Source organism: Winogradskyella thalassocola (assembly GCF_900099995.1).
Lineage (GTDB): Bacteria > Bacteroidota > Bacteroidia > Flavobacteriales > Flavobacteriaceae > Winogradskyella > Winogradskyella thalassocola.
The window spans coordinates 99510-113202 of the sequence record NZ_FNCZ01000010.1 but is presented as its reverse complement, the minus strand read 5'-3'; the positions used below and the strand labels follow the sequence as shown (position 1 = coordinate 113202).

The window sequence follows — 13693 nt, the reverse complement described above, 5'->3', positions numbered from 1 at the left end:
ATGATTATGAGACAAATCTCGAACAAAAGTCAAGAAATCGAAAACCACAATTCAAACAAAACTGACGATATATTTTAAACAAATAATTAAAATACTTCTATATTTATTATAACTTACCACACCATAATGACGTTTAAATGACAGGAATTAAATCAATAATAGACACATTAACAGCTAAAGATCACCAGAAATTCGTGAATTATCTTCAGCAAAAGAATAAACGGAAGGACACTAAGAACATTCAACTATTTAAATTACTAGCTACTTCTAACGACGATTCTAAAGCCATTTGTAAACACTTATATAATGTAGATAACAGTAATGCCTATCACGCACTCAGAAAACGTTTATTTCAATCTTTAATTGATTTTACAGCCAATCAAAATCTTGAAGATGAGAATTCCGTAGACATGCAGATCATTAAATACATTTTAGCATCACGCACATTTTTACTTCAGAACAATTTTAGTATTGCTTATAAAATTTTAGACAAAGCAGAACGCTTGGCAGACGAGCATTTATTGTTTGCTATGCTGAATGAGATTTATCACACCAAAATCCAGTATGCTTCAAAATATCCAAAAATAGATTTAGAAGAGTTAATAATTAAACAAGAAGAAAATCAGAAAAAACACCAATTAGAAGACCAACTCAATATTGTGTATGCCAAATTAAAATCGATGTTACATGACGTAACATATAAAGGAAATGTTATTGACTTTGAATTAGAACTCGAACACTTACTAAAAGCACATCACATTGAAATCAACACATCACTGTCCTTTAAATCCTTATATCAGATTCTAGCGATTGCTCATATTTCGGCTTTAGTCACAAAAAAGTATTATTCCATCGAAAGCTTTGTGATGAAGAGTTATGATACCCTGAAACAAAAGAAAGAAACTGAAAAGCAACTTTTTTATCAAATTGAAATCGTTTATATCATTGCTAACACACTTTTCAGGAATAAAAAATTTGAAGCTTCTACACGCTACATCAAAGAAATGGAACAACTGATGCAACTAAAAAATCGTGCCTTTCACAAATCATTCATATTAAAGAAAACCTTAGTTAAATCTTTAAATCTCAACTATAGCAATAAACAAGATGACGCTATTACATTAATTGAAAGCTTCACTAATAAAAAACATGAAGACACAGAAACCTTACTCGACTTACAGCTAACCTGCTTTATGTTTTACTTTCAAAAAGGAGACTTTACAAAAGCCAAATCCATTTCGTCTAAATTCTATCATACAGATCAATGGTATATTGAAAAAGCAGGTATGGATTGGGTGATTAAAAAAAATGTTGCCGAACTTTTATTATATATAGAATTACAGGAAGATGATTTATTCTATTCCCGATTAAAAAGTTTTAGACGTCGTTATACAATCTACTTGAAACAAATAGGACAATCTCGAATTCTTACTTTTATAACGATTGCCGAACAATATTACGTAAAACCAGAAATCATAAATACACTAGAGTTTAGACACAAATTAGAAATATCGTTTGAATGGACAACCGTAAATAAAGAAGATATTTTTATACTTAGCTTTTATGCATGGCTAAAAAATAAGGCAGAGGAAGGCAACTTATACCAAACAACACTTAGACTAATAGAGATGTAACAAATGTTAAAATACGTGTTAAATAACAAATCTTAGTTAAACCTAACTAGCATCCCACGGTCTAAACTAATATAACGTAAAACACAAAAGACATGAAAAAACTATTAGTAATCGCCTTAGCACTATTTACATTAAATGGTATGGCACAAGAAAAAGATAAGAGATCAGATCGCAAAGACAGATCAGAACGAAGAATGGAAATGACACCTAGCGATATTGCAGATTTAAAATCTAAAAAATTGACTTTAAAACTAGATTTAACTGAAGCACAACAAAAAGAAGTACATGCTCTCCTATTAAGCGAAGCAAAAGCTAATGAAGGCTTAAGGAAAAAGCGTACCGCAGTGGAGGGTGAGAAAAAAGAAAAGCCTTCTAAAGAAGAATTCATTAAAATGCAAAATCTTAGATTAGATCAACAGATTGAAATGAAGCGCGAAATGAAAACAATCTTAAATGCCGAGCAATATGCTAAATTTGAAAAAATGAAGCCTAGAGAACACAAAAAAAGAGGTCATCGCAATAAAAAACAGGATCAAAAACGTGACAAACAACACGATGAAAAATAAGTAATCGAACGTATTTTGTAAATAAAAAGTATCGCTTAAGCGATACTTTTTCATTTTATTGAATAAAATTGTTATTTTAGTGTCCAATTTTAAATTATTAATCCATAATGAAAAAGATAATTACACTTTGCTTATTTGTATTTGCTCTGTTTTTAGGAACTCAAACCTCTGTTGCTCAAAACAATAAATTAGAGATGATGAAAACGGTAAATACTAAAGCTGCTGAGAAAACTGAAGCGTTAAGAAAGTTTGTTAAGTTTGATAACAATCAAAGAGATCAAATTTATGAAGCACAACAAGAATTTATCAAAGACAATTATTTGATTGAAAAACAAAATGTAGTTGAAGAAGGAACCGCAAAAAAATTGAAAGCTATAAGCGAGCAATTGGAAACTAGAATGAAAACCATTTTAAGTGAAGATCAATTTGAACGTTATAAGCAATTTTCAAAAAGTTAAATAACTTATTTTATATAAAAAAGTCTCGCACATAGCGAGACTTTTTTATTTACAAATCTTTTGCAATGTCCTCGATGGCTGCAATCGTCTCGTTTAAATCTTCATAAGTTAAAGCATCCGTTATAAACCAAGTTTCAAAAGCACTTGGAGCAATATAAATACCTTTGTTTAACATGCCGTGAAAGAACTTTTTAAACGTTTCATTATTTCCTTTAGCTGCAGAATCGAAATCCACAACTGCATCTTCTGAAAAATGCACAGAAATCATAGACCCTATTCTATTGATAGTATGTGTTATATTATTCTTATTAAGCGCATCGGCAATACCGTTATGAAGATATTTAGTTTTCTCCTCTAACCTATTCATCAATCCTTTATCGGCATTAATAGTTTTAAGCATTGCTAAACCTGCAGCCATAGCTAACGGATTTCCACTTAACGTTCCTGCTTGATACACGGGGCCAATTGGAGCTAAATAATCCATAATTTCATTTCGAGCAGCAAAAGCACCAACAGGTAGTCCTCCACCAACAACTTTTCCGAAACAAACGATATCTGCATTAATATTTTTAAGTTCTTGTACCCCGCCATTTGCCAATCTAAAACCGGTCATCACCTCATCAAAAATCAATAAGATGCCATTAGAGTCGCAAATAGCTCTTAAGCCTTCTAAAAACCCATCAACCGGAGGAATACAGCCCATATTACCTGCAACAGGCTCAATAATAATTGCTGCTATGGCGTCTTTATTTGCTTCAACTAATTCCTTTACGTTTTCAAGATCATTAAACCTTGCCAATAAAGTATCTTTTGCAGTACCTTCTGTGACACCAGGACTATTGGGGGTTCCAAATGTTATAGCACCACTTCCTGCTGCAATTAAAAACGAATCACTATGACCATGATAACAACCCGCAAATTTTATAATCTTATCTTTTTTTGTAAAACCTCTAGCTAAACGAATAGCACTCATACACGCTTCAGTCCCTGAATTAACAAAACGAATTTTATCAATATTCGGCACCATAGAAACCGCCAATTCTGCAATCTCAGTTTCAATAGCTGTTGGCATCCCAAATGAAGTTCCTTGTTTAGCTTTTTCAATAACCGCATCAACTACAGGAGGAAACGCATGACCAAGCAACATTGGGCCCCAAGAATTTATATAATCTATAAAACGATTTCCATCTTCATCATAAACATAAGCTCCTTTTGCCGACTTAGCAAAAATAGGAGTTCCACCAACGGCATTAAAAGCCCTTACAGGTGAATTTACACCTCCAGGAATAACCTTTTGTGCTTCTTGAAATAAAGCACTACTTCTTTTATATAACATAAATTAATTCGGAATAATAAGTTGTTGACCAATAGTAAGGTCATTTGATTTTAAATTGTTTTCAGCTTTAATAGCATCAACCGTAGTTTTATATAATCTTGAAAGCGAGTATAACGTATCACCTTTAGCAACCGTGTGCTTTTTAGACGCATCTTTCTTTGTCCCTTCTATTATAGTGGTTGATTTTCGGGTTGACTTGGCTGTTGTTCCTTTAAGGACTTCTTCATCATATTTATCAAGATTATAACGTTCAATTAAGCTAATCAGTTTTTCAGGATATTTACGGTCTGTAGCATAACCAGCCGCTCTCAAGCCTTTAGCCCAACCTTTATAATCATCTGGCTTAAGTTCAAATAGACTAGCATAACGTTTTCGACCTGTTAAGAATTCAGAATGATCTTCATAAGACATTTCCGCTTTTGGATATTTTCTGAAACATTCTTGTGAGCGATCATCATCGTGATAAATCTTAGCACCTGTCCAACCGTGACATTTAATCCCAAAGTGATTATTGGCTTTTACAGCTAAAAGTCCTTTTCCAACACCAGATTCTAAAATACCTTGAGCCAAAGTAATACTAGCTGGAATTTTATGAGTTTGCATTTTATTTTTGGCAATTTCAGCATATAAGTCGATATAAACCTCAACGCTACTTGGAGCTTTATTTTCTTCTACAACTGACGGATTTGTTTCAACCGTTGTAACCTCTTCTTTTTTGTCTTTTACTACAACTGTTTTAGTAGTACTACTTCGTTTCTTTTTAGTTACAATACCTTTTTTAGGACCACAACTCATTGCCAATACTGCAACTAATAAGATTAAATATCTAAACTTCATGTTTTATATTTCAATTAAAGGGCAATTTTTACGTTTCAACATATCATTCATACCTGCAATACCTTGCAAACCTCCGGTATGAATGACAAGTATTTTAGAATCTGTTGGAAAATATCCAAGAGCAATTAAATCAAATATTCCAAATAGCATTTTACCTGTATAAATCGGATCTAACGGTATATTATAATCATTCTTAAACTTGTTAATAAACGAAATCAACTCGAGCTTTATTTTCCCATAACCACCAAAATGATAATCTGTTATTAATTTCCAATTATCTTGATTTGCAAATTTACGAATATCTTCTTGTAAAAAATCACCTTTTAAAGCCGGAAAGCCTAATATTTTCTGATGCTTTTTCGACGAATTAATTAACCCTGAAATTGTCCCACCTGTTCCTACAGCACAACAGATATAATCAAATTCAGAATCGTCTGCTTCCAAGATTTCCTCACAACCTTTTACAGCCAATTCATTCGTGCCTCCTTCCGGAATTAAATAAAAATCCCCAAACTCATTTCTTAAGCTATTTATAAAATCACTATTCATTTTCGTTCGATACACCTCCCGAGACACAAACTCAAACTGCATACCACAAGATTTTGCAAATGTCAACGTTGCGTTTAAATCCTTCTTTTCTCTTAACTCCTCCCCTCTTATGACTCCAATCGTATTAAAACCATATTCTTTTCCGGCGTAAGCCACAGCAGCGATATGATTAGAGAACGCACCTCCAAAAGTTAATAAGGTTTTTTCATTATTCGCTTTAGCCTCTTCAATATTGAATTTTAACTTACGATACTTATTTCCAGAAATAAACGGATGAATTAAATCTTCGCGTTTAATTGCGATTTTAATCGAAGTATTTGGAATAGATAAATCCTGATTATGAGTACTATTATTTAACAACTGCTTTGTTTTACAGCAACAAAGTTAGTTGATGGGGAATAAAAAATCGCAAAATTTAATTTCTAATAAATTTAAACACACTAAACAAAGGTCTAGATTTTAAATAGTCGAGATCTTTTTCATGCCTATAAGCTTCGCGTTCAAAAGAAATATTTCGATAGGCTAAATCCCATTTTTTATATTGAATTAATCGACATAAAAATTCAATTGTATACAGCACATAAAATGGAAGAACAAACAATTCAAGCTGTTGCTTGAGATGAATTCTTTCATGATTTATAAGTACTGCATTACGCTTTAAATCCTCTGTTTTTAAAAACATAAAAGGAAAAAGAGTAACTCCCAAATAACCTTTTGGCACTAAATATTTCGAAATCAATATCATGCTTTATTCGTTTCAAAAATCAAACCAAATTACGTTATCTTTGTTATACCAAATGAATTTTATAATTATCGAAGCTAAATTTGGAATATATTTTCTTTAAATTAAATTGAAAATATAAAGGAAATAGCAACGAATTTAACCCATAATTTTGATGTTTATTTGGTATTAAATATGAAAAAATACGTCCCAATTGAAGACGGTGATTATTATCTGACACCAGAAGGTTACCGCTGTTTTACTGAGCAATACCATTTAAAACGTGGTTATTGTTGCGAAAGCGGCTGCAGACATTGTCCTTATGGATTCAACAAAAACACATTAAAAAAGAAGTAATGCATACTACAAAACTCTCGTTCAAAGATCAAATATTAGAAGGCATTCCAAACATATTACCAGAACCAAAGCCTTACGATACTTCGATAAATCATGCACCGAAACGTAAAGCAATTCTTTCTGCAGAAGAAGAAAAATTAGCACTTAGAAATGCTTTGCGTTATTTTGATAAAAAAAATCATAAAACCTTATTACCTGAGTTTAAAAACGAGTTAGATATTTACGGCAGAATCTACATGTACCGTTTACGACCAGACTATAAAATGTATGCCAGGCCAATTTCTGAATATCCTGCAAAATCAACACAAGCTGCTGCTATTATGCTAATGATTCAGAATAATTTAGATTATGCTGTAGCACAACATCCACACGAATTAATCACTTACGGTGGTAATGGAGGCGTGTTTTCAAATTGGGCACAATACCGACTAACCATGAAGTATTTGGCAGAAATGAATGATGAACAAACCCTGACCATGTATTCTGGTCACCCTATGGGATTGTTTCCATCGCACAAAGAAGCACCAAGAGTTGTAGTAACTAACGGTATGATGATTCCGAATTACTCCCAACCAGATGACTGGGAGAAATTCAATGCTTTAGGCGTTACACAATACAGCCAAATGACTGCCGGAAGCTACATGTATATTGGCCCACAAGGCATCGTACATGGTACAACTATTACAGTGCTTAACGGTTTTAGGAAAATTAAAAAGGAACCAAAAGGCAATTTATTTGTCACCTCGGGATTAGGAGGTATGTCTGGCGCGCAACCAAAAGCAGGAAACATTGCAGGTTGTATTACCGTTTGTGCTGAAGTAAACCCTAAAATCACACAAGTACGATTAGATCAAGGTTGGATCGATGAAAAAATAACCGATTTAGATCAACTTGTTACTCGTGTTGAAAAAGCTAAAGCTCATAAAGAAACCATTTCAATCGCCTATCTCGGAAACATTGTTGATGTATGGGAAAAATTTGATGAAGCTAATGTTCATGTTGATTTAGGAAGCGACCAAACATCGCTGCATAATCCTTGGGCCGGAGGCTATTATCCTGTGGATATTTCTTTTGAGGATGCTAACGACATGATGGCGAATCAACCAGAATTATTTAAAGAGAAAGTTCAAGAAACCTTACGACGTCATACAAACGCTATAAACAAACACACCTCAAAAGGCACTTATTTCTTCGATTATGGAAATGCCTTTTTATTAGAAGCGTCTCGTGCTGGTGCTGATATTATGGCAGAAAATGGTATTGATTTCAGATACCCAAGTTACGTACAAGATATTATGGGACCAATGTGTTTTGATTATGGTTTCGGCCCCTTTCGTTGGGTTTGTGCTTCTGGTAAGCCGGAAGATTTGATAAAAACGGATGCTATTGCCTGTAAAGTTTTAGAAGACATTAAAAAGAATTCTCCTGAAGAGATTCAACAACAAATGGCTGATAATATTCAATGGATTAAAGGAGCACAAGAAAACAAACTCGTGGTAGGTTCTCAAGCTCGAATTTTATATGCAGATGCAGAAGGTCGAATGAAAATTGCCGAAGCCTTTAACCAAGCCATAAAAAATGGTAAAATCGGAACCGTTATTTTAGGAAGAGATCATCACGATGTCTCAGGAACCGATTCACCATACAGAGAGACCAGTAATATTTATGACGGCTCACGCTTTACAGCAGATATGTCTATACAAAATGTGATTGGTGATAGCTTTAGAGGAGCCACATGGGTAAGCATTCACAATGGTGGAGGTGTCGGATGGGGCGAAGTTATAAACGGTGGATTTGGTATGGTTCTTGATGGTACTAAGGAAGCATCAAAAAAATTAAAACATATGCTGTTTTGGGACGTCAATAACGGCATTTCAAGACGAAGTTGGGCTAGAAATGAAGGAGCTGTTTTTGCAATAAAACGCGCTATGGAAATTGAACCGAACTTAAAAGTTACTTTGCCAAATTTTGTTGATGATGAACTATTAAATTAAGTGTAATTAAAAAAAAAGAAATTATGAAAAAGCTATTAAAATTTACACCAATGTTTCTCTTATTGATAGGATTAGCTTCTTGCAGCTCCGTACGAGTTGCAGCTGATTACGATAGAGAAGCAAATTTTGACAATTATAAAACCTTTGCATTTTTCAAACCCGGAATTGACAAGGCAGAAATCAACGACATTGACAAACGACGTATTTTAAGAGCCATTGAAGCCGAACTAATGGCGAAAGGTTATACCAAATCAGAAAACCCAGATATGCTAGTGAGTATATTTACCAAATCTAATCAACGTGTTGATGTATACAACAACGCTTGGGGTAATGGTGCTTGGGGTTGGGGTGGTTATGGCGGCTGGGGCTGGAGATCTGGCTGGAACAATAACCAAGTTACAACCACAACCGAAGGTATGCTATTTATAGATCTTATTGATGCGAACAAAAAAGAACTCATCTGGCAAGGTTCAGGTACAGGAAATCTGAACGCTAATAATCCTGACAAGAAAGAAGCCCGTATTAAAGAATTTGTATCGCAAATGTTGGTACAATTTCCGCCAGAGGAAAAATAATATATTGCACACAAAAAGAACAGAAAAGCATTGGTATCCACCGATGCTTTTTTTGTTTAACAAACTACTGCTTTTTAGATTAAATTCAAAAAGTCTACCTTTGCCGCCTTTTACAAATAAAAAGTATTATGTTCGGTCAAAAAACCATTAAAAATTTCACACAAAACCCTAAGAATGACATTCTTGCAGGTATCACGGTTTCACTAGCAATGATTCCGGAGGTGGTTGCCTTTGCGTTTGTTGCTCAAATTAGTCCAATTGTAGCCCTCTTTGGAGCGTTTATAATTGGAATCATCTCTGCACTTTTTGGAGGAAGACCAGGATTAATCTCTGGAGCGGCTGGTGCGGTTGCTGTTATTTTTGTTCATATGATTCAAGAAGGACACGCTAAAGGCTTATTATTTGATACACCTGTGGATAACATGGGCTATTTTTATTTATTAGCGGCTGTCGTGTTAATGGGATTCATTCAAATATTAGCGGGCGTTTTTAAGCTTGGTAAATTTGTACGTTTAATTCCACATCCAGTAATGTTAGGGTTTGTAAACGGATTAGCTATTGTCATTTTCTTAGCACAACTTGGAATGTTTAAAGAGAATACAAAGGATATTTTTGGACAAAACATGCGCAAAACCGTGTCAAAAGAGCGCGTTTACAATTTAAGTGATAATTCTGTTAAAGATTTAATTTCTGACACCAAAATCTTTTCAATTAACGAGGAATCAGTAACCAATATTAGCACAGGTGAAGCCGTTTTTATTATATCGGACAATCAAGTTTACGATATAGATACTAAACAAGTTGTTTTTAATATCAAAGACAATGGCTTCTATTCTATAAGAGACAATGGAGTTGTAAAGTCTACTATGGAAGGCCAAAAATTATACATCATGATTGGTTTGGTTTTCTTAACCATGTTCATAATTTGGGGCTTGCCTAAATTAACAAAAAAAATGCCTGCTGCATTGACGGCGATTTTAATAGTGACTTTGATCTCTATTTTTAGCGGCCTTCAATCCATTAACGTAGGAGATTTTATTAGAGATGGTGGTGGAGCAGGTTTAAATGGCTTTGATGAATTGTCTAGCAAACTCAACCTTGCGGAACTATGGAGTCATTTGCCATTTAACTTAGACACTTTAAAATTCATTGCACCTTACGCCTTTTTAGCGGCATCAGTAGGTTTGATTGAAACCTTAATGACCATGAACCTGGTAGATGAATTAACAGACTCGAGAGGTGATGGAAACAGAGAATGTATCGCACAAGGCTCAGGAAACATGCTTAGCGGAATCTTTGGAGGTACTGGCGGTTGTGGTATGATAGGACAAACCGTAATTAATATTAATGCAGGTGGTAGAGGACGTTTATCTGGTGTAATGATGGCAATTACACTACTTACATTCATCCTATTTGCTGATAAATATATTGAGCAGGTGCCAATTGCAGCTTTAGTCGGTGTTATGTTTATGATGGTTATTGAAACATTTGCTTGGTCTAGTTTCCGAATCATGAAGAAGATACCAGTATCAGATGCCGTTGTACTTGTTATTGTTTCGGTAGTTACTGTTTTCTTCGATTTAGCCATTGCAGTATTTGTTGGTGTTATTATTTCTGCCTTATCATTTGCTTGGGAAAATGCAAAGAAAATTAGAGCACGTAAGCGTATTCAAGAAGATGGAACTAAAACCTATGAAATTTGGGGCCCCTTATTCTTTGGAAGTATTACCGCGTTTAATGAAAAATTTGATATTAAAAATGACCCGGATCATGTAGAAATTGATTTTGTTGAAGCTCGTATTTCGGATCACTCTGCTATTGAAGCTATTTTTATTATAGTTGAAAAATACCAGGCTGAAGGAAAAACCATAAAACTTAAACACTTAAGTGAAGATTGTAAGATATTACTGTATAAAGCGAGTCCTAAATTTAAAGATGTTATCGTTGAAGCTATTGACGATCCACGTTACCATTTAGCGGCGGATCCTGAAAAATTCACAAGGCCTTTATCTGAGTATAATGTTTAGTTTTCTTAACAGATAAACATTAATAACAGAGACAGTTACTCTAATAAAAAATAACCACATTAAATTAATTGAAATTCAATTAATTACCTTATATTTGCAACTTAATTTAATATATTTTAATATGAGTACTGGTACAGTAAAATTTTTTAATGACTCTAAAGGTTTTGGATTCATAACAGAAGAAGGAAACAACAAAGAGCATTTTGTACACATTTCTGGTTTAGTCGATGAGATTAGAGAAGGAGATAATGTAGAATTCGATTTAGCAGAAGGAAAAAAAGGATTAAACGCAGTTAATGTAAAAGTTATATAATTATATATCTTACAATCTTTTTAAGAATAGAGCCTGTCTTTTAGATAGGCTTTTTTATGTTCAATAATTACTACAATCAAGGATTAACACACTTTCAAATTAATAATTCAAAAGTGTATTAATTTTTACTTTCACCTTGTCCGTAGAAGGAATCATGGTTTGCTCTAAAGTTGAATTCAAAGGAATTGCAGGCATGTTCTCACTACCAATAGTCATCACTGGTGCATCTAAATATTTAAAGCACTCTTCCTGAATTTTTCCAGATAATGCGCGTGAAAAACTATTGTTTGAAGGTTCTTCAGTTACAACCAAACACTTTCCTGTTTTCTTAACCGATGTCATAATCGTGTCTTCGTCTAAAGGAAACAACGTACGTAAATCGATAACTTCTATTTGATCTTGCATCCCTAATTCTTCCGATGCATTCATTGCCCAATGCACTCCCATTCCGTAAGTCACAATAGTTAAGGTTTCTACATTTTCTTGCTTCCAAATTTCTTGTAAAACCCATGCTTTACCAAAAGGTAATACATAATCTTCACTTGGCTCAAAAGATGTTGCACCTTGCGTCCCTGGTACTTTAGACCAATATAAACCTTTGTGTTCTAAAATTACAACTGGATTAGGATCGTAGTAAGCTGCTTTCATTAATCCTTTTAAATCTGCTCCATTACTTGGATACGCTATTTTAATACCACGAATATTTGTTATAACAGATTCTACTGACGATGAATGATAAGGTCCTCCACTTCCATAAGCACCAATGGGCACTCTAAGAATCATAGAAACCGGCCATTTACCGTTAGATAAATAACAACTTCTACTTACTTCTGTAAATAACTGATTTAAACCAGGCCAAATATAATCGGCAAATTGAACCTCAACAATTGGTTTTAATCCAACTGCAGACATACCAACTGTAGAACCGACAATAAAGGCTTCTTGTATTGGTGTATTAAAAACTCTGTCGTCTCCAAATTTTTGAGCTAAAGTTGCGGCTTCCCTAAAAACACCTCCAAGTCGTCCACCAACATCTTGTCCATAGAGTAAACATTCTTTGTGCTTTCGCATTAATTCTTCAACTGCGAATAAAGCACAATCGACCATGACTACTTTCTCTGCACCTTCTGGTGAACGTGTTCCTTTTTCTTCGGTAATAGGTGTTGGTACAAAATCGTTTGTAAATAAATCTTCAGGTTTTGGATCTTCGGCTAATAATGCTTTTTCAAAGTCTGCTTGTACTTTCGCTTTCGCGGAATTTTCAATGTCTAAAACGTCTTCTTCTGAAAATCCTGAATCTAGCAATTGTTGTTTAATAACCGGATAAGGATCACGAGAACGTGCCTCTTCTAAATCATCGCGATACCATTCCATTCGTACTCCAGACGTATGGTGATTTAATAACGGTACTTTTGCGTGTACTAAAAATGGTCTACGCTCTGTACGAATGGTTTCTATGATTTTTTCTAAGGCTTCATAACTTTCTGTAAAATCGGATCCATCTATTGAGATCGCCTCTAAACCTTTAAACCCTTGTGCATATTCAAACGCATTTTGCGCTCTCGTTTCTGCTGCATTGGCACTAATATCCCAACCGTTATCTTGTACTAAATATAAGATTGGCATTTGCTTTAAAGCTGCCATTTGAAACGCTTCTGCTATTTCACCTTCGGTTACTGATGCGTCTCCTAAACTACAAACGGTAATTGGTTTTAGAGCGTTCTCGACTGCGCTCGAACTGACAGGGTCAGATTCTAAACTATAATCGTCTAAACCTTGTAATTCTTTATACTGCATTCCCATAGCAACTCCTGTTGCTGGAATGGTTTGCATTCCTGTTGCAGAGGATTGGTGTGGAATTTTTGGTTTATCGTCGTCCTTTAAACTTGGATGCGAATAGTATGTTCTTCCTCCAGAAAATGGATCGTCTTTTTTAGCTAACAATTGCAACATTAAATCGTAAGGCTCTAAACCAAACGATAACAACATAGCATCATCTCTATAATATGGAAAGGCATAATCTTGAGGTAATAATTGAAGACCTAAAGCTATTTGAATGGCTTCGTGTCCACGAGATGTTGCATGTACGTATTTTGAAACTTGTTTAAAATTAGCTTCGTATAATTCTGCCATAGCTTTTGCTGTGCAGAGTTTTGAAAATCCTTTTTCTAGTGTTTCTTTTTTCATAGTTGTCATTCCTGCGTAGGCAGGAATCTATTTTTTAAATTCTCTAATATTTTGGATTCCTGCTTTCGCAGGAATGACAAACCTTACGTCAGTTCGAGTAAAATTGCTTTTCTTGCAATTTTGTATCGAGAACTTTACA

The 13693-nt window shown here is 34.3% G+C and carries 13 protein-coding genes; 8 read left to right on the top strand and 5 right to left on the bottom strand.

Features of this window, described 5'->3' with window-relative positions; all coding sequences use genetic code 11:
- Positions 1-137 precede the first annotated feature (137 nt).
- The 3 genes from BLT80_RS17650 to BLT80_RS17640 all read left to right on the top strand — a co-directional run bounded on the left by BLT80_RS17650 (position 138) and on the right by BLT80_RS17640 (position 2658).
- The gene (locus BLT80_RS17650) at positions 138-1634 is read left to right on the top strand and encodes a hypothetical protein (protein ID WP_092470455.1); all 1497 of its coding nucleotides are present in this window, start codon (positions 138-140) and stop codon (positions 1632-1634) included.
- A gap of 92 nt (positions 1635-1726) precedes the next feature.
- Complete coding sequence (locus BLT80_RS17645) at positions 1727-2200, top strand: hypothetical protein (protein WP_092470453.1); 474 nt, start codon at positions 1727-1729, stop codon at positions 2198-2200.
- 107 nt (positions 2201-2307) lie between these two features.
- Positions 2308-2658 carry a hypothetical protein gene (locus BLT80_RS17640; protein ID WP_092470451.1) on the top strand — a complete coding sequence of 117 codons (351 nt, stop codon included), beginning with the start codon at positions 2308-2310 and terminating at the stop codon, positions 2656-2658.
- Positions 2659-2707: 49 nt separating this feature from the next.
- On the opposite strand, the gene hemL is transcribed toward BLT80_RS17640, so the two are convergent.
- From hemL to BLT80_RS17620, 4 genes are read right to left on the bottom strand one after another with little or no spacing between them, the layout of a single operon-like run.
- Positions 2708-3994: a glutamate-1-semialdehyde 2,1-aminomutase gene (hemL, locus tag BLT80_RS17635; protein ID WP_092470449.1), complete on the bottom strand. Its 1287-nt coding sequence runs from the start codon at positions 3992-3994 to the stop codon at positions 2708-2710.
- 3 nt (positions 3995-3997) lie between these two features.
- Positions 3998-4831: a glucosaminidase domain-containing protein gene (locus BLT80_RS17630; RefSeq protein WP_092470447.1), complete on the bottom strand. Its 834-nt coding sequence runs from the start codon at positions 4829-4831 to the stop codon at positions 3998-4000.
- 3 nt (positions 4832-4834) lie between these two features.
- On the bottom strand, positions 4835-5740 hold the full coding sequence (locus BLT80_RS17625; protein ID WP_092470444.1) for a 1-aminocyclopropane-1-carboxylate deaminase/D-cysteine desulfhydrase: 906 nt from the start codon (positions 5738-5740) through the stop codon (positions 4835-4837).
- Between the two features lie 55 nt (positions 5741-5795).
- On the bottom strand, positions 5796-6125 hold the full coding sequence (locus tag BLT80_RS17620; RefSeq protein WP_092470442.1) for a hypothetical protein: 330 nt from the start codon (positions 6123-6125) through the stop codon (positions 5796-5798).
- Positions 6126-6296: 171 nt separating this feature from the next.
- Here BLT80_RS17620 and BLT80_RS20170 point away from each other — a divergent pair, with 171 nt between their 5' ends.
- The 5 genes from BLT80_RS20170 to BLT80_RS17600 all read left to right on the top strand — a co-directional run bounded on the left by BLT80_RS20170 (position 6297) and on the right by BLT80_RS17600 (position 11367).
- Positions 6297-6458, top strand: coding sequence for a C1orf53 family protein (locus tag BLT80_RS20170; RefSeq protein WP_161624671.1), 162 nt, complete (start codon positions 6297-6299; stop codon positions 6456-6458).
- The gene (locus BLT80_RS17615) at positions 6458-8452 is read left to right on the top strand and encodes a urocanate hydratase (protein ID WP_092470440.1); all 1995 of its coding nucleotides are present in this window, start codon (positions 6458-6460) and stop codon (positions 8450-8452) included. Before BLT80_RS20170 ends, BLT80_RS17615 begins: the two co-directional genes overlap by 1 nt.
- A gap of 23 nt (positions 8453-8475) precedes the next feature.
- Positions 8476-9027 carry a DUF4136 domain-containing protein gene (locus tag BLT80_RS17610; RefSeq protein ID WP_092470438.1) on the top strand — a complete coding sequence of 184 codons (552 nt, stop codon included), beginning with the start codon at positions 8476-8478 and terminating at the stop codon, positions 9025-9027.
- 128 nt (positions 9028-9155) lie between these two features.
- Positions 9156-11054: a SulP family inorganic anion transporter gene (locus tag BLT80_RS17605; RefSeq protein WP_092470436.1), complete on the top strand. Its 1899-nt coding sequence runs from the start codon at positions 9156-9158 to the stop codon at positions 11052-11054.
- A gap of 121 nt (positions 11055-11175) precedes the next feature.
- Entirely contained in the window at positions 11176-11367 is a 192-nt protein-coding gene (locus BLT80_RS17600; protein WP_020895249.1) for a cold-shock protein, read from the top strand.
- Positions 11368-11466: 99 nt separating this feature from the next.
- Here BLT80_RS17600 and BLT80_RS17595 read toward each other — a convergent pair whose 3' ends face one another.
- Entirely contained in the window at positions 11467-13554 is a 2088-nt protein-coding gene (locus tag BLT80_RS17595) for an alpha-ketoacid dehydrogenase subunit alpha/beta (protein ID WP_092470434.1), read from the bottom strand.
- Between the last annotated feature and the right edge of the window lie 139 nt (positions 13555-13693).